We start from the raw sequence: 16,951 nt of genomic DNA on the forward strand, positions 1-16,951 counted from the left end.
GGTGGGCGGCTGGTGCGTACTCATGGGTCGGTTCTACCCGGCCGGGCAGCCGGTCAGGCCTGCCGGTCGGTCGCGATCAACGGGTCCGCTGACGCAGTCGGCGCACCATCAGGGCCGCACCGCCGACCAGAGCGACGAGGAGCACGACAGTGGTCCACAGTTGCTCCGGCGCGGAGGTGTCCTGACCCCCCGCCGCCCGAGCCGTCCAGCGGCTCTGCTGACCGGCTGCGGCGAGACCGAGTGGATCGCTACCGGCACCGGCCACCGGATCGTCGTCGGCCGAGCCGGGCGCCGGACCGAAACCGGTTACCCCTGGCGACGTCTGGTCGTCCAGCGGGTTGGTGGTCACCGGCGGCACCTGAGCGGTCAACGCGGCCACCGGGTCGACCACCCCGTACCCGAAGCGGTCGTCCCGACCGGTCGGGCCCACGTCCCGGGCGGTGGCCAACAACCGGTTGACCACCTCACCCGCGGGCATCTGCGGATAGCGGGACCGGACCAGCGCGGCGGTCGCCGCCACCAGTGGCGCGGCGAAGCTGGTGCCCTGCACCCGCCAGTAACCGCCGGGCGGCTTGGCACCGACCAGCCCGCTGGCGGGAGCGGTGAGCACCGTCGCCCGGCCGGTGATCGAGCCGGACCACAGGTTGTCGCTGCTGCGTTCCAGACCGGACACCGCGATCACACCCGGCTCACGAGCCGGGTACCAGACCTTCGTGCTGGTGGAGGTGGCCAGGTTGCCGGTGCAGGCGACCACGACCACGTCCCGCACGAACGCGTAGTCCAGGGCGGCGGCCAGGGCCGGGCTGTCGCCGCTGCCACCCAGCGACAGGTTGATCACGCGGGCGCCGTTGTCGACCGCCCAGCGGACCCCCTGGGCGACGATCAGCGCGTCGTCGTAACGGTTCTCCTCGTCCAGCACGCGGACCGGCAGGATCCGGGCGTCCGGTGCCAGGCCGACCACACCCCGCTTGTCGTCGTTGCGCCCGGCGATCAGGCCGGCGACCGTGGTGCCGTGACCCACCGGATCCGGGCCAGGAGCACCACCGGGGCCGACCAGGTCCTTGCCGGGCAGCACCTGGCCGACCAGGTCGGGGTGGTTGCCGTCCACTCCGGAGTCGACCACCGCCACTGTCACGCCCCGGCCGGTCGAACTGCGCCATGCCGTCTCGGCCTGCAACTCGTCGAGCTGCCACTGTTCGTCGCGGACCTGATCAGTGCGGGCGACGGCGTCACCGGGGGCGAACGCCATCGGCGCGCCGGCGAGCTGTCCACCGTTCGTGGGCGCGGCGACGGGCACGGCTGCCGCGGTCGGGGCCACGACGGCAAGCGCCGCGGCCACGCCGAGCAGCGCCCGGCCGGTCGCTCGTCGGGCCGCTGACGGACCGCTGTACCGCACCCCAGTCACATCCTCAGCCATCCATCCCGACGGAACCATGACGATCGGAGATTACCGGTTTCCCCACCCGTCACGGGAAGAACCGGCGAGTCAGGTCATTGCGGCGGCAGTTGTGCCAGCTGAACGAGACGTACGCCCTCCCGCCGGGTGACCAGTCGACCACGCCCCGGCGGCAGCGGTCCGGGTCGCACCGGCCCGACGAGTGCGCCCTCCTCAGGGCTGCCCGCCATCACCAGGCCGGCCGTGGACAGCTCCCGCAGGCGCTGCACGATCGGCTCGTACTGGGCCCGGCTCGCCCCACCGGACCGGCGGGCCAGCACCAGGTGCAGCCCGATGTCGCGGGCGTGCGGCAGGTGCTCCTCCAGTGCGCGCAACGGGTTCGCCGGCCCCGCCGCCACCAGGTCGTAGTCGTCCACCAGCACGAACAGCTCCGGCCCGGACCACCAGGACCGGTCCCGCAACTGCTGCGGGGTGACCTCCGGCCCGGGAGCCCGCCGTTCCAGGTAGCCGGCGGCCGACTCGACCAGGTCGGCGGTGTGCGCCGCCGCGGTGCCGTACCCGATCAGGTGTGGCGTCTCGATGGCGCCGAGCAGGCTGCGCCGATAGTCGACGAGGATCACCCTGGCCTGCTCGGGAGTGAACCGGGTGATGATCGACGTGGCCAGCGCGCGCAGGAAGGACGACTTGCCGCACTCCGAGTCCCCGAAGACCACGAAGTGCGGCTCGGTGGTGAAGTCGAGCGACACCGGGCGCAGGTCCGCCTCCGCGATCCCGATCGGCAGCCGCAGCCCGGTCGTCGAGGTGAGGTCCAGATCGGCGTACGGCAGCACCGGCGGGAGCAGCCGCACCCGGGGCGCCGGAGCACCCGCCCACCCGTCGGCGGCCCGCTTGACCAGGTCGGCGGTGTCTCCGCCGGCGGTACCGAGCTGGGGCAGCGCGGTGAGGAAGTGCAGGCCCTCCGCTGTCACCCCCCGACCGGAGCGCTCCGGCACGTTGGCGGCCGCACGCCGGGCCACCAACGAGTCGGCCGGATCACCGAGGCGCAGCTCCAGCCGGGAGCCGAACAGGTCCCGGATCGCCGGGCGGAAATCGAGCCAGCGCAGCCCGGTGGCGACCACGTGCAGCCCGTACGACAGGCCCCGGGTGGCCAGGTCGGTGACGAGTGGTTCCAGGTCGTCGTACTCGCCGCGGATGGTGGTCCACCCGTCGATCACCAGGAACACGTCGCCGTACGGGTCGGTGCCCGGCTGCCCGGCCGTCCCCGCTGCCGCTCGACGCTGCCGGTACGCGGCCATCGACTCCACGCCCAGCTCGGCGAAGCGGCGTTCCCGGTCGACCAGCAGGGTGGTCATCTCGCCGACGGTGCGTCGTACGGCGGTCGGGTCGGCGCGGCCGGTCACCCCGCCGACGTGCGGAAGGTCGCGCAGCGCGGCCAACCCGCCGCCGCCGAAGTCGAGGCAGTAGACCTGCACCTCGGCCGGTGTGTGAGTGAGCGCCAGCGCGCAGATCAGCGTGCGCAGGGCGGTGGACTTGCCGCTCTGCGGCGCACCGACCACCGCGACGTGCCCGGCAGCGCCGTCCAGCGCCAGCCAGAGCAGGTCCCGGCGCTGCTCCAACGGTTTGTCCACCACCGCCATCGGCACGCCGAGTGCCCCGTGCAGCTCCGGGTTGCCCACGGTCAGCCCGCGTTTCGGGTGCACCTCGACCTGGCCGAGCAGCTCGTCCAGGGCGGGCGGCTGGCCGAGAGGCGGAAGCCAGACCTGGTGCGCCGGCGGGCCCTGCCCCACGAGCCGGTCCACCAGCAGGTCGAGCAGCGTCCTGCTGCCCTCCTCCTCCGCCACGACGGGTACGACCGGTGCTGCCGGCTCGGGCACCGGTACGACGTGGGTGGTGAAGGTGAGCAGCCGCGCGCCCCCCTCGGCGGCGACGCCGCCCGGAGCGGTCCGACGGCGGACGGCACCGGAGACGTACGCGGCCTTGAAGCGGGCCAGCGGGTCGGTGCCGGCACGCAGGTAGCCGTGGCCCGGTGAGCGGGGCAACTCGTGCGCGTCCGCCACGCCGAGCACCGTCCGGGACTCCAGCGCCGAGAAGGTGCGCAACCCGATCCGGTACGAGAGGTGGGTGTCCAACCCGCGGAGCCGGCCCTCCTCCAGGCGCTGGCTGGCGAGCAGCAGGTGCACGCCGAGCGACCGGCCCAGCCGGCCGATCTGCACGAACAGGTCGATGAAGTCGGGCTTGGCGGAGAGCAGCTCCGAGAATTCGTCGCAGATCAGCAGCAACGACGGCAGCGGGGCGAGGGGACTGCCGGCCGCCCTGGCCCGCTCGTAGTCGCGCACGCCGGCGAAGTTGCCGGCCCGCCGCAGCAATTCCTGGCGGCGGACCAACTCCCCGTTTATCGCGTCCACCATGCGATCGACAAGGGGCAACGCGTCGGCCAGGTTGGTGATCACGGCCGCGGTGTGCGGCAGCCGGTCGAACGAGGTGAAGGTGGCGCCACCCTTGAAGTCGACGAGCACGAAGTTGAGCTGCTCGGAGCTGTGCGTGGCGGCGAGCCCCAGCACCAGCGTGCGGAGCAGCTCGGACTTGCCGGAGCCGGTCGCCCCGATGAGCAGGCCGTGCGGGCCCATGCCGTCCTGGGCGGACTCCTTGAGGTCCAGCTCGATGGCGCCGCCGTCCGCGCCCACCCCGATCGGCACCCGCAACCGGTCCCGTGCCGAGCGCGGCAACCAGCCTTGTTCCGCCGTGAAGCTCTCCGGGTCACCGAGGCCGAGCAGCTCGGGGAGGCCCAGATCGGCCTGGAGCGGGGCGTCCGGCCCACGGGCCGCGCCGGCGAGCCGCAGCGGTGCCAACCGTCGGGCGACCGCCTCGGCGTCGGCCAGGTCCAGCTGGTCGGCGGTGCCCACCTCGGCGTGCCCGTCGGACGACCGCGAGTGCAGCCGCCGGCCGTGCAACTCGAGCAGCAACGCGTACCGGTCCAGCAGTCGGGGCGGCGGGGTGTCCAGGTCCAGCACGGTGACCGCGTCGATGCCGCCGTCACCGGTCAGGTCACTGGCACCGGTCAGGTCGCCGCCGTCGAGGACCACCACCACGTGCTGGCCGTCGGTGGCCGGGCCGGCCGGGCTGAACCGGGACCGGGTGGCCAGGACGTCGGCCAGCAGCGACTCCAACTCGGCGGCCGAGCTGGTGACCAGGCGTACCGGGCCGAGCGCGTCGGTGCGGCCGGGATGGTGGGCGTGCGGGAGCCACTTCACCCACTCCCAGCAGGCGCGGCGCTCGGGCCCGGCGCAGACCGCGACGAGCAGTTCGTCGGGGGCGTGGAACACCGCCAGCTGGGTCAACACGGCCCGGACCAGCGCCTGCGCCGCCGGGTCGCCGGTGGGCGGTCCACCGGTGGTCGGGGTGGTCGCGGCCCGGCCACGGGCGGCGGAACGCACGTGCACCCGGGCGAAGCTGCGCAGCGACAGCGCCACCGGCAGGTCCGGCACCACCGAGTACGCGTCCAGGAAGCGTCGCAGCGCACCTGCGGTCATCGGCTCAAGCTCCTCCAGTGGCCGGGTGACCGGTGGAACCAGTGGGGTGGCCAGGGTCTGCGGCCCGACGGCGACCCGCACGACAGCGAAGTCGGGGTCGGCGGGGCGCCGTTCCCAGACCCGGTGGCTGTCCACCGTCGACCAGAGCCGGCCCGGATCCGGGTGCCGGTAGTAGAGCCCGGCCCGTTGCTGGCCCGCGGTGCGCCGTACCCGCCGCCGCAGTGTGGCCAGGTGGCGCAGGTACTCCCTGCGGGCGGCCATCATCTCGGACTTCTTCGGGGTGCCGGAGGCGCTGCCCCAGGAGGTCACGAGCATCGCCAACGAGGAGAGCCCGAACATGCCGCCCACCACGTACGAGTAGGCCCCGCCGCCCCGACCGAACATCATCGCCATCGCCACCGTGCCGCCGAGCATGGGCAGCAGCATGAGCAGCTGCTGCCACCGCCCGCCGGTCACCACGGGGATCTCCGGCGGTGCGTCGACCGACAGCTCACCGGCGGGAATCTCCGGCGCTGGTCGGCGCGGTGGGCGCTTGATGACGACGGTGGACACTCGGCCTCCTGACAGCGCTGGGTAACCCGAGCCTGGCTCATGGTAGGTAAAGTCCTGTCGTCCGCGCAGCCTCCGATCCCCCTCGATATGGAGACCAGTCGATGACTACCGGGCTGGCACGCGTCACCATCAGCGCGTCGCAACGACGGGTGGACGTCGCCCTGCCGGAGCAGGTGCCCCTGGCTGAGCTGCTGCCCGACGTGCTCCGGCACGCCGGTGTCGGGCTCGCCGACGACGGCGAGCAGCACGGCGGGTGGGTGCTCCGCCGCACCGACGGGGCGTTGCTGGTGACCGCACAGGCGCTGCTGCCGCAGGGGGTGCGCGACGGTGAGGTGCTGCACCTCGTGCCGGCCCGCGCGCACTGGCCCGAGTTGGAGTACGACGACGTCATCGAGGCGATCGCCGACGGTGCTCGCCGCCGGGGCGGCGCCTGGTCGCCCACCGCCACCCGGGCAGCCGGTCTGGCCGGTGCCGCCGTACCACTGGCGGTCGGACTGCTCGCGCTGCTCGCCGGGGGCCCGACCCACCGGGCCGGTTGGCTGGCGGCCGTCGCGGTGGCGCTGGTGCTCACCGTGGCCGGCACCGTCGCCTCCCGCGCCAACGGCGACGGCGCCGCCGGGGCGACGCTCGGCGGCTACGCGCTGCCCTACGCGTTCACGGCCGGCGCCCTGGCCGTCGGCTCCGGCGACCCGGTCGGGCCGTTCGGACCGGCCCGCTGGGTGGGCGCTCCCGAACTGCTGGCCGGCTCGGTCGCGCTGCTGCTGGCGGCGTTGATCGGCCTCCTCGGGGTGGCCAGTCGGCTGCGGGTCTTCGTGGCCGGTGTCACGGTCGGCCTGATCGGCGCGGGCGCCGCGCTCGGTGGGCTGCTGATGACCACTGCCTGTACGGCGGCGGTGCTGCTCAGCGCACTGGTCTTCGCCGTCGGCGTGATTCCGCTGCTGGCCATCCGGCTGGGCAAGCTGCCGCTGCCGCCGATCACCCTGCCGGCCGCCACCCCCGCGGAGGAGCCGGAGCGGGTGCGGGATCTGCCGGACCGGGGCCGGGTGCACGCTGCGGTGATCCGCACCGAGGAGATGCTCACCGGAATGCTGATCGGCCACGCGTTGCTGGTGGTGGCCACCGCTGTCGTACTCGTGGTCGCCGGTGGCACTGCCGGTCGGGTGCTGGTGGCGGTCACCTCGGCCGTGCTGCTGCTGCGGTCGCGGCTGTTCGTGGCGCTGCGACACCGGGTGCCGACGGTGCTCGCCGGGTTGGCCGGCTACGCGGCGCTGGGTGCCGTGCTGGTCGGTCGGGCCGACGAGACCGGGCGACTGGTGCTGGTCCTGGGCGGGGCGGCGCTGGCCCTGGTGGCGGTCGCCAGCGGCACCGGGTACGCCCGCCGGCCGGTCTCGCCGTACCTCGGACGGGTCGCGGACCTCACCGACACGGCTCTGGTGGTCGCCGTGGTGCCGATCGCCTGCGCGGTGCTCGACCTGTACGACAGGGCCCGGGGGTTGCTCGGTTGAGCGGCCCCCGGGCCCGGTGCGTCAGCGGTCGATCAGTGCATGGACTCGCCGCGCGCCTCGGCGTCGCGGGCCCGCTGGTAGGAGGCGTGGATCTCGGCCTCGGCCTCGGTGCGGCCGACCCAGGTCGCGCCCTCCACCGACTTGCCGGGCTCCAGGTCCTTGTAAACCTCGAAGAAGTGCTGGATCTCCAGGCGGTCGAACTCGCCCAGGTGGTGGATGTCGCGCAGGTGCTCCTGGCGGGGGTCCTCGTAGGGCACGCAGAGGACCTTGTCGTCCCCACCCTTCTCGTCGGTCATCCGGAACATGCCGATGGTGCGGCAGCGGATCAGACAACCCGGGAAGGTCGGCTCGGGGACCAGCACGAGGGCGTCCAGCGGATCGCCGTCCTCACCCAGCGTGCCCTCGATGAACCCGTAGTCGGCCGGGTACTGGGTGGAGGTGAAGAGGGTGCGGTCCAACCGGATCCGGCCGGTCTTGTGGTCCACCTCGTACTTGTTCCGGTGACCTTTGGGGATCTCAACCGTCACGTCGAAATCCATCTGCACGCTCCCTCGTCTGCCCACGCTGGCTAACGGAACCAATGGCGACCCTCCGGACAGGTGAATGCCCACCCGCCGACTCCGGCCGCCGCATAGTCTTCGGACCGAAGTAGTGTCACCCAAGCCGATTTTCGCTGGGGGAGGAGGGGGTCGTGGGGAGGGAAGATTCACACTACCGCCCGGACGGGGGCTCCGCGCACGGTACCGGACGATCCGACTCCGGCAGTGCCAAGGGGCGGGTCCCGGTGCCGGAGGCGCACCTCCCACGGGCTCCCGAAGCTGCGACCCCGGCACCGGAGACGGTGCCCGAGCGGCCTCCGCCGCTGCCCTGGCGCCCGCCGGCCGGGCCGGCGTCGCCCGCTCCGAACGCCGGTCACTTCCCGGCAGCCGGCGGTGAGCAACCGGTGAGCGGCCCGCCACGCGGCAGTGCCACGGTCCCGGTCAGCCCTGCGCCGGTCAGCCCGTCGTTCGGTCCCGGACCGACCGCCCCCGGCCCCGGCGGGGTCCCCCCGGTGGGCCCGCCGATCTCCGCGTTGCCGGCACCCGCCGACGCCGCGCCCGCGCCCGCAACCGCCGCGCCGCGCCGCCGGAGGCGGCTGCCGGTGGTGCTGGCCGCCGTGCTCCTGCTGGTGCTCGTCAGCGTCGGAGTCGTGATCACCCGTCCCGGCCCGGTCGCCGGGTGGCTGGGCGACGATGCCGCGTCCGGGCCGAACGCGGTCGGCGCGACTCCGGAACCCGCCCCGTCGGACGTGCTGGGCGGCCCGGATTCGAACGCCCCGGTGCCCACCCCGGACGGGGTTCGGGCCGCGCTCGACCCACTGGTCGGCGTCGCCGCCCTGGGCGACCGGGTGAACGTCTCGGTCGCCGACGTGATCACCGGTCAGACGCTGTTCGCCAAGGGGGCGGACGACGGCACCGTGCCCGCGTCGGTGACGAAGCTGGCGACCGCGGTGACCGTGCTGGCGGCCCGGGGGCCCGGCTACCGGATTCCCACTCGTGCGGTGGCCGGCGCGAAGGCCGGCGAGGTGGTGATCGTCGGGGGCGGCGACCCGACCCTCGCGATCAACAAGAAGGGTTACTACCCGGGTGCGGCGCGCCTCGACGACCTGGCCGCCCAGGTGCGTACCGCGCTCGGCGGCACACCTCCGACCAGTGTCACCGTCGACGGTTCGGTCTACTCCGGCCCGGTCTACGGCCCCGGCTGGGACGACGACATCCCCACCGGCGGTTCGGGCGGCGCGGTGACCGCGTTGATGACCGACGGCGCGCGTACCGACCCGGGCGTCGAGCACGGGTCCGCCCCGCGGTTCGCCGAGCCGGACCTGGCCGCCGGCAAGGCGTTCGCCCGACTGCTCGGGGTGCCGACCGACGCCGTGAAGCGGGGCGCGGCCCCGCCTCAGGCGGCGACCGGTGCCAGCCCGGCACCGGGTACCGAACTGGGCGTGGTGCAGTCACCGCCGCTGATCCGGCTGGTCGACGTCATGATCAGCGAGAGCGACAACCTGGTGGCCGAGGCGCTCGCCCGGCAGGTCGCGTTGGCCCGCGGTCAGCCCGCCTCGTTCGACGGCGGCGCCGCCGCCATGGACGCGGAGGTGGCGGAGCTGGGCCTGCCCGCCGACGAGATCAGCGTCTCCGACGGCAGCGGCCTGTCCCGTCTCAACCGGATCAGCCCGTCGCTGCTGACCGATCTGATCCGCTTGGCCGCCAGTCCGGACCATCCGGAGCTGGCCGGCGTCTTCGGTGGTCTGCCGGTGGGCGGTTGGTCCGGGACCCTGAACGAGCGCTACCGCAACACCGCGGGCACCGCCGCGGGCGCGGGCAGTGTCCGGGCCAAGACCGGCACCCTGACCGGCGTGCATTCCATCGCGGGCCTGGTCACCACCGCCGATGGTCGGCTGTTGACCTTCGCGGTGCTCACCGACAAGGTGCCGGGTGACCGGGACACCGCCCAGCCGGCACTGGATCGGATCGCCGCCGCGCTGGCCGGTTGCGGCTGCGGCTGACCGTCGCCGGTTCCGGGGGCGACGCGGTCGTCATCGGCGTCGATCGAGGGCGCGAGCCCGGGCCGGGGTGTCGCGGCGCGGGTACGGTGGGTTCATGGCGCAGTTCGTGGACTGGGATCTGGCCGCCGCCACGGCGGGGGCGTTGAGCAAATCTGGCCCCCGCGTGTCGTACGCGGAAGCCACCGACGTGGTCGGCGACCTGCGTCGGCTGACCGACGAGGCGGCCGGGCACGTGGCCGACTACACGGGGTTGCGGGCGCAGGTGTCGCATCCGCCGGTCCGGGTGGTCGATCGCCGCGACTGGGCCGCGACCAACATCGCCGGTCTCCGCGAGGTGATCACTCCGCTGGTGAGTCGGCTCTCCGGTGACAAGCAACCGGGCGCGTTGACCGAGGCGATCGGGTCCCGGCTCACCGGGGTGCAGGCCGGGACGGTGCTGGCCTACCTCTCCGGGCGGGTGCTCGGCCAGTACGAGGTCTTCTCGGCTGACCCGGGCCAGCTGCTGCTGGTGGCACCGAACATCGTCGAGGTGGAGCGCAAGCTCGGCGCCGACCCTCGGGATTTCCGGCTCTGGGTGTGTCTGCACGAGGTCACCCACCGCACCCAGTTCACGGCCGTGCCGTGGATGCGGGCCTATTTCCTCAGCGAGGTGCAGGCGTTCGTCGACGCCTCGTCCAGCGGAGGTGACCACCTGGTCGAGCGGTTGCGGCGCGGGGTGGCCACGTTGTCCGACGCGGTCCGTGATCCGGAGAGCCGCACCAGCGTGCTGGACATCGTGCAGACCCCGGCACAGCGGGCCGTACTGGACCGGCTCACCGCGTTGATGACCCTGCTGGAGGGGCACGCCGAGTTCGTGATGGACGGCGTCGGCCCGCAGGTGATCCCGAGCGTGGAGCGGATCCGGGCGTCGTTCAACCGACGCCGGGAGGCGGGCAACCCGCTGGAGAAGGCGATCCGCCGGCTGCTCGGGGTGGACGTCAAGATGCGCCAGTACGCCGAGGGGCGCAAGTTCGTGCACGGGGTGGTGGAACGCGTCGGCATGGACGGGTTCAATTCGATCTTCAACTCGCCGCTGACCCTGCCTCGACTGTCGGAGTTGGGTGACCCGGACGCCTGGGTCGCCCGGGTGCACGGCCCGGCCGGCACCATCCCGGCCGCTGGCTGACCACCCGCCGGTGGCCGCACTCGCTCCGCCGGTGGCCGCGATCCGCGTGGCGGTCCGCCGCGCCCTGACCGGTCTGCCGTCCGGCGGTCCGGTGCTGGTCGCCTGCTCCGGTGGTGCCGACTCGCTCGCGCTGGCGGCGGCAACCGTCTTCGTGGCGCCGCGGCTGGGCCGCGCCGCGGCGCTCGTCAGCGTCGACCACGGCTTGCAGGACGGCTCCGCGGAGCGCGCCGAGGCGGTGGCCACCTGGGGTCGAGAGGTCGGGTTCGCGTCGGCGACCGTGGTCCGGGTGGAAGTGGCCGGGCGTCCCGGTGGGCCGGAGGCGGCCGCCCGCGAGGCCCGCTACCAGGCGCTGACCGAGGCGGCCCGGCAGCAGAACGCTGTCGCGGTGCTCACCGGGCACACCCGTGACGACCAGGCGGAGACGGTGCTGCTCGCGCTCGCCCGGGGCGCCGGCCCACGAGGGCTGGCCGGGATGCCCGCCCGGCGCGATCTGGGCGGGGTGCCGCTGCTGCGCCCGCTGCTGGAGATCGGTCGGGAGCAGACGCGCGCCGCCTGCGCCGTCCTCGGGCTGAGCCCGTGGCAGGACCCGCACAACAGCGACCCGTCGTACGCCCGGTCGAGGGTGCGGGGCGACCTGCTGCCGGCGCTGGTGCGGGCGCTCGGGCCGGGCGTGGTGGACAACCTGGCGCGGACCGCCCGGCTGTTGGCCGCCGACAACGCCGCGCTCGACGAGTTGGCGGGGACGGCGCTGGCGGCGGCCCGGTGCCCCGACGGAGGGCTGTCCGTGCCGGCGCTGCTCGGCCTGGTTCCCGCCGTACGCGGCCGGGTGCTGCACTCCTGGGCCCGCGAGTTGGGTGCGCTGCCCGGTGCCCTGTCGCACCGGCACGTCGCCGCCCTGGACGCCCTGGTGACCGATTGGCACGGTCAGGGCCCGGCCGACCTGCCCGGCGGTGTCCGGGTGTTCCGCCGCGACGGCCGGTTGGCATCGGTGCGTCCCGCCTGACCTGCGGCCGGTCTCAGCCGCTGTGCGCCCGGTCCCGGAAGGTGGTCCGGTAGCTGTGCGGGGTGGCACCGACCCGGCGACTGAAGTGGTGGCGCAACGCGGCCGCGTCGCCGAAGCCGGACTGGTCGGCCACCGCCTCCACGCTCAACGGGGTCTCCTCCAGCAGCCGCCGGGCGAGCAGCACCCGCTGGTTGGTGAGCCAGTCGTGCGGGGTGGTGCCGGTCTCGGCGCGGAACCGGCGGGCGAACGTGCGGGGCGCCATGCCGGCGCGGGCGGCCAACTCCTCCACGGTGATCGTCCGGTCCAGGTGGCCGATCAGCCACTCCAGCACCGGTTCGAGGGTGGGTGCCTCGGGTGCCTTCGGGATGGGCGCCTCGACGTACTGGGACTGACCGCCGTCGCGGTGTGGAGGGACCACCATCCGCCGGGCCAGCCGGGTCGCGGTGGCCGAGCCGTGCTCCTGGCGGATCAGGTGCAGGCACGCGTCGATGCCGGCCGCGGTGCCGGCGCTGGTGAGCAACCGGCCGTCCTGGACGTAGAGCGAGTTGCATCGCACCCGGGCGCGCGGGTGCCGGCGTTGCAGCTCGTCCACGTACCGCCAGTGGGTCGTGCACTCGCGGTCGTCGAGCAGCCCGGCCTCGCCGAGCAGGAAGGCTCCGGAGCAGACGCTGAACAGGTGCGCTCCGCGGGCGTCGGCCCGGCGGAGCGCGTCGAGCACCGGGGCGGGGACGGTGGTGCCCTGGCTGTGCGCGGGGATGGCCACCAGGTCGGCCTCGTCGACCGGGCCGAGGTCGGCGTGTGGGGTGAGGTGGAAGCCGGACGAGGTACGCACGGGAGCGCCGTCGGGGCTGCACACCTGGAAGCGGTAGGCGGGGAAACCGTCGGCTGTCCGGTCGGTGCCGAACACCTCGGCGAGCACGCCGAGCTCGAAGGGAGCGACCTGGTCGAGGGCGAGAACGGCAACGGACCGCAGCATGTGACGAGGGTAACCCGACAGGTGGCAGTAAATCGATGACCAATGGCATTCCTGCCACTGTCCGATTGATTCGCGAGGTCGCAGACTGGTCTCAGTCCGGTGCGCACCGGCGGCGAAACCGATAGCAATCATGCGAAAGCGAGCGCCGCCATGGAGTTCCTGTTCATCCTCCTGTTCCTTGTCCTCCTCGCCGCCGCCTCGGCGGCCGGCCTCACCGTCGACAGCCACGATTCGGCCGACTGGAAGCCGAGCGACGACGGCCGCCGCTGGCGGTCACGTACCAACTGATGTGATTAGCGTTGTTTGCGCAGAAAATCCTCGGCGGGACCGCGCCAAAAGGTGCGGCCCCGCCGACGGGGGCCATCCGACGTACGGCAGGCTAGGAGTCATGGCTGACGGCTCCTGGTACGACGCCGACATCGACCACGTGATCATCTCCGAGGCGCAGATCCGCGAGAAGACGGCGGAGCTGGCCAAGCAGGTCTCCGCCGACTACGCCCACGTGGGCGACGGGCTGCTGCTGGTGTGCGTACTCAAGGGCGCGGTGATGTTCATGGCGGACTTCGCCCGGGCGCTGGGCCGCAACGGCCCGCCGGCGGAGCTCGACTTCATGGCCATCTCGTCCTACGGCCAGGGCACCACCTCCTCCGGGGTGGTCCGCATCCTCAAGGATCTGGACCGGGACATCGCGGGTCGGCACGTGGTCGTCGTCGAGGACATCGTCGACTCCGGGCTCACGCTCTCCTGGCTGCTGCGCTACCTCGAGTCGCGCTCGGCGGCGAGCGTCGAGGTGGTCGCCCTGTTCCGCAAGCCCGACGCGGTGAAGGTGCCGGTCCCGGTGAAGTACGTCGGCTTCGACATCCCCACCGAGTTCGTGGTCGGGTACGGTCTCGACTTCGCTGAGCGCTACCGGGAGCTGCCGTACGTCGGGGTGCTCAAGCCCGAGGTCTACGCCCGCTCCTGACGCCGGGTCCGACCCGTCGCGACGGGCCACCGGTCGACATGAACCCGAATTGCATCGGCATCCATCAAGCCGACGTTCAGCGCGCTCTCAGCTGATGCGGTTACCGTGTAGCACGGTGGCCCGGAGGTTCCTCCGCGCTCGACCCTCTCGATCGCGTGACCGGGCGCTCGGGTGGCCGAGCCGGACTCCCTGCCACGCCGGCTTCCACCCGGACTCGCCGTACGTTGGCTGCGGGGCTGGTGGGCCTACCCACGGTGCGTGTCGTCGATGTCGAAGGCGCGCAGAGTGCGGGGGCTCCCAGGTTCGCTGCTGGCGTACGCGGTCTTTTGATGGTGCACGACTGCGGGGCTCGCAAGCTCACTCCTCGCGTGCACGGTGTACCGTCGAATGACCGCGGCGCGGTAGTTTTCGCGCCTCGGGGTCGAGGCCGGCCCGCACGGCGGCTCCGGCCGCCGCTCAACGCGGCGACACCATCAGACGGTCAGGACGTCGATCAGGAGGATGCGGGCGCCCCGGCGCTCGACAACAGTATGGAACGTACGCGTTTCTTCCGCCGACCGGTGGTCTGGATCATCCTGGTCATCCTCGGCGCCGTTGTGCTCAGTCAGCTGTTCACCAGTGGTCCCAGCTACCACCGGGTGGACACTTCCGTTGCGCTCGATCAACTGCACACCGCCAAGATCAACAAGGTGGTCTTCCAGGACAAGGAGCAGACGCTCCAGCTGGACCTGGCCCAGAAGACCAAGTTCGGTAAGACCGAGACCAACAAGATCGAGGCGCAGTTCCCGTACCAGGCTGGCGACCAGATCTGGAACGAGGTGCTGGACGCCAAGGCGAACAACCGGGTCACCGGCCCGGCCGACGCCAAGGTCTCCTCGGACAGCATCTGGGTGAGCCTGCTGGTCAACCTGCTGCCGATCGCGCTGCTCGTGCTCCTGCTGCTGTTCTTCATGTCGCAGATGCAGGGCGGCGGCTCCCGGGTGCTCAACTTCGGCAAGTCCAAGGCCAAGATGATCACCAAGGACACTCCGAAGACGACCTTCGCGGACGTCGCGGGTGCCGAGGAGGCCGTCGAAGAGCTGTACGAGATCAAGGACTTCCTGCAGAACCCGGCCAAGTACCAGGCCCTGGGCGCCAAGATCCCGAAGGGCGTGCTGCTGTTCGGCCCGCCCGGCACCGGCAAGACGCTGCTGGCCCGCGCGGTCGCCGGCGAGGCCGGGGTGCCCTTCTACTCCATCTCCGGCTCCGACTTCGTGGAGATGTTCGTCGGCGTCGGCGCCAGCCGGGTCCGTGACCTGTTCGAGCAGGCCAAGACGAACGCCCCGGCGATCGTCTTCGTCGACGAGATCGACGCCGTCGGCCGGCACCGTGGCGCCGGCATGGGCGGCGGCCACGACGAGCGGGAGCAGACGCTCAACCAGCTGCTCGTCGAGATGGACGGCTTCGACACCAAGGGCGGCGTCATCCTGATCGCGGCCACCAACCGGCCGGACATCCTCGACCCGGCGCTGCTGCGCCCGGGCCGGTTCGACCGGCAGATCCCGGTGGACGCCCCCGACATGGAGGGCCGCAAGGCCATCCTGCGGGTGCACGCCAAGGGCAAGCCGTTCACGCCCGATGTCGACCTCGACGCGGTGGCCCGTCGTACGCCGGGCTTCAGCGGCGCCGACCTGGCCAACGTGATCAACGAGTCGGCCCTGCTCACCGCTCGCAAGGAGCAGCGGGCGATCACCAACGACTCGCTGGAAGAGTCGATCGACCGGGTGGTCGCCGGTCCGCAGCGGCGGACCCGGGTGATGAGCGACCAGGAAAAGAAGATCACCGCGTACCACGAGGGTGGTCACGCTCTGGTCGCCTGGGCGCTGCCGCACGCCGCGCCGGTGCACAAGGTGACGATCCTGTCCCGTGGCCGCTCGCTGGGCCACACCCTGGTGCTCCCGACCGAAGACAAGTACACCCAGACCCGCGCCGAAATGATCGACACCCTGGCGTACGCGCTGGGCGGTCGCGCCGCCGAGGAACTGGTCTTCCACGAGCCGACCACCGGCGCCGGCAATGACATCGAGAAGGCCACTCAACTGGCCCGCGCGATGATCACCCAGTACGGCATGAGCTCCAAGCTCGGCGCGATCAAGTACGGCACCAGCGGGGACGAGCCGTTCCTCGGCCGCAACATGGGCCACGAGCGGGACTACTCGGACTCGGTCGCCGCCGAGATCGACGGCGAGATGCGGGCACTGGTCGAGCTGGCGCACGACGAGGCCTGGGAGATCCTGGTGGAATACCGGGACGTCCTGGACAACATCGTGCTGGAGCTGATGGAGAAGGAAACCCTCTCCACGGCCGACATGGCGCGGATCTGCTCCCGGGTGGTCAAGCGCCCGCCGCTGGCGCCGTACAACGGCTTCGGCAAGCGTCAGCCCTCCACCGAGCCGCCCGTGCTCACCCCTGCGGAGAAGGACAAGCTCAAGGCGCAGGCCCAGGCCGACGGCGCGCAGGCGTCGGTCGGTGGCGTCGCGCCGTCCAACAACTCGGACGGCACGCACTGAGCAACGACCCGACGGCCAGCTCCCCACACCGGGAGCTGGCCGTCTCCGCGACCGAACCCGACGGCGACGACGAGCTGGACTACGTGGCCGCGCGGCTGATCAGCGGCAAGCTGACCGGCCGCCCTGTCGAGGACGCGGTCGACCTCGGCCGGATCGAGAAGGCCGTCCGCGAGATCCTGATCGCGGTCGGCGAGGACCCGGACCGTGACGGACTCCAGCAGACCCCGGCCCGGGTCGCCCGTGCATACGCCGAACTCTTCGCCGGCCTGCGGGTCGACCCGGCCCAGGTGCTCAGCACCACCTTCGAGGCCAACCACGAAGAGCTGGTCATCGTCCGGGACATCGACGTGATGAGCCTCTGCGAGCACCACCTGCTGCCCTTCCGGGGCAGCGCGCACATCGGCTACATCCCGGGCCCCGACGGGCGGATCACCGGCCTGTCCAAGCTGGCCCGACTCGTCGAGGTCTTCGCCCGTCGGCCGCAGGTGCAGGAACGGCTCACGTCGCAGGTCGCCGACCTGCTGATGAGCAAACTCGCACCACGCGGCGTCGTCGTCGTGCTCGAATGCGAACACATGTGCATGGCGATGCGCGGCATCCAGAAATCCGGTGCCAAGACCATCACGTCGGCCGTACGCGGAATCCTGCAATCGGACTCCAAGTCGCGGGCCGAGGCGATGGCGCTGATCATCCCCCGCTGACACCCCGACGCACCACGGCCGGCCGACACCCATCCGGGACGGCCGGCCGTTGCGTTCCCCCCCCCCCC

General features: G+C 72.5%; 12 protein-coding genes. 8 read left to right on the forward strand and 4 right to left on the reverse strand.

Annotated elements, in window-relative coordinates; translation table 11 throughout:
* Positions 1-76: 76 nt before the first annotated feature.
* Positions 77-1,417 (reverse strand): type VII secretion-associated serine protease mycosin, encoded by a 1,341-nt coding sequence (gene mycP, locus DLJ58_RS28385; protein WP_124860865.1) that lies wholly within the window; start codon positions 1,415-1,417, stop codon positions 77-79.
* Between the two features lie 74 nt (positions 1,418-1,491).
* Positions 1,492-5,478 (reverse strand): type VII secretion protein EccCa, encoded by a 3,987-nt coding sequence (eccCa, locus tag DLJ58_RS28390; protein WP_124860867.1) that lies wholly within the window; start codon positions 5,476-5,478, stop codon positions 1,492-1,494.
* 101 nt (positions 5,479-5,579) lie between these two features.
* Here eccCa and eccD point away from each other — a divergent pair, with 101 nt between their 5' ends.
* A complete protein-coding gene (gene eccD / locus DLJ58_RS28395) occupies positions 5,580-6,983 on the forward strand; it encodes a type VII secretion integral membrane protein EccD (RefSeq protein WP_124860869.1) in 1,404 nt (467 codons plus the stop codon).
* 32 nt (positions 6,984-7,015) lie between these two features.
* Here the strand turns inward: eccD and DLJ58_RS28400 are convergent, their stop codons facing one another.
* Positions 7,016-7,522, reverse strand: coding sequence for an inorganic diphosphatase (locus DLJ58_RS28400; protein WP_091403280.1), 507 nt, complete (start codon positions 7,520-7,522; stop codon positions 7,016-7,018).
* A 512-nt stretch (positions 7,523-8,034) separates the two neighbouring features.
* On the opposite strand from DLJ58_RS28400, the gene dacB reads away from it, so the two are divergent.
* From dacB to tilS, 3 genes are all read left to right on the forward strand, one after another.
* Entirely contained in the window at positions 8,035-9,525 is a 1,491-nt protein-coding gene (gene dacB / locus DLJ58_RS28405) for a D-alanyl-D-alanine carboxypeptidase/D-alanyl-D-alanine endopeptidase (protein ID WP_341869932.1), read from the forward strand.
* A gap of 94 nt (positions 9,526-9,619) precedes the next feature.
* On the forward strand, positions 9,620-10,690 hold the full coding sequence (locus tag DLJ58_RS28410; protein ID WP_124860873.1) for a zinc-dependent metalloprotease: 1,071 nt from the start codon (positions 9,620-9,622) through the stop codon (positions 10,688-10,690).
* Positions 10,691-10,700: 10 nt separating this feature from the next.
* Positions 10,701-11,693 carry a tRNA lysidine(34) synthetase TilS gene (gene tilS / locus DLJ58_RS28415; protein ID WP_124860875.1) on the forward strand — a complete coding sequence of 331 codons (993 nt, stop codon included), beginning with the start codon at positions 10,701-10,703 and terminating at the stop codon, positions 11,691-11,693.
* A gap of 13 nt (positions 11,694-11,706) precedes the next feature.
* Here the strand turns inward: tilS and DLJ58_RS28420 are convergent, their stop codons facing one another.
* On the reverse strand, positions 11,707-12,669 hold the full coding sequence (locus DLJ58_RS28420; RefSeq protein WP_124860876.1) for a GlxA family transcriptional regulator: 963 nt from the start codon (positions 12,667-12,669) through the stop codon (positions 11,707-11,709).
* 99 nt (positions 12,670-12,768) lie between these two features.
* On the opposite strand from DLJ58_RS28420, the gene DLJ58_RS28425 reads away from it, so the two are divergent.
* The 4 genes from DLJ58_RS28425 to folE all read left to right on the forward strand — a co-directional run bounded on the left by DLJ58_RS28425 (position 12,769) and on the right by folE (position 16,883).
* Complete coding sequence (locus tag DLJ58_RS28425; RefSeq protein WP_124860879.1) at positions 12,769-12,957, forward strand: hypothetical protein; 189 nt, start codon at positions 12,769-12,771, stop codon at positions 12,955-12,957.
* Between the two features lie 100 nt (positions 12,958-13,057).
* Positions 13,058-13,633: a hypoxanthine phosphoribosyltransferase gene (hpt, locus tag DLJ58_RS28430; RefSeq protein WP_112582849.1), complete on the forward strand. Its 576-nt coding sequence runs from the start codon at positions 13,058-13,060 to the stop codon at positions 13,631-13,633.
* Between the two features lie 530 nt (positions 13,634-14,163).
* The gene (gene ftsH / locus DLJ58_RS28435) at positions 14,164-16,182 is read left to right on the forward strand and encodes an ATP-dependent zinc metalloprotease FtsH (protein ID WP_124860881.1); all 2,019 of its coding nucleotides are present in this window, start codon (positions 14,164-14,166) and stop codon (positions 16,180-16,182) included.
* A gap of 35 nt (positions 16,183-16,217) precedes the next feature.
* Entirely contained in the window at positions 16,218-16,883 is a 666-nt protein-coding gene (gene folE / locus DLJ58_RS28440) for a GTP cyclohydrolase I FolE (RefSeq protein ID WP_091403265.1), read from the forward strand.
* Positions 16,884-16,951 lie beyond the last annotated feature (68 nt).

The organism is Micromonospora arida (genome assembly GCF_003857035.1).
GTDB lineage: Bacteria > Actinomycetota > Actinomycetes > Mycobacteriales > Micromonosporaceae > Micromonospora > Micromonospora arida.

Excerpts from the sequence above, each read along its gene's own strand:
- eccD (WP_124860869.1), top strand. The coding sequence starts at position 5,580 with ATGACTACCGGGCTGGCACGCGTCACCATCAGCGCGTCGCAACGACGG.
- DLJ58_RS28400 (WP_091403280.1), bottom strand. The coding sequence starts at position 7,522 with ATGGATTTCGACGTGACGGTTGAGATCCCCAAAGGTCACCGGAACAAG.
- DLJ58_RS28420 (WP_124860876.1), bottom strand. The coding sequence starts at position 12,669 with ATGCTGCGGTCCGTTGCCGTTCTCGCCCTCGACCAGGTCGCTCCCTTC.
- ftsH (WP_124860881.1), top strand. The coding sequence starts at position 14,164 with ATGGAACGTACGCGTTTCTTCCGCCGACCGGTGGTCTGGATCATCCTG.
- hpt (WP_112582849.1), top strand. The coding sequence starts at position 13,058 with ATGGCTGACGGCTCCTGGTACGACGCCGACATCGACCACGTGATCATC.
- mycP (WP_124860865.1), bottom strand. The coding sequence starts at position 1,417 with ATGGCTGAGGATGTGACTGGGGTGCGGTACAGCGGTCCGTCAGCGGCC.
- DLJ58_RS28410 (WP_124860873.1), top strand. The coding sequence starts at position 9,620 with ATGGCGCAGTTCGTGGACTGGGATCTGGCCGCCGCCACGGCGGGGGCG.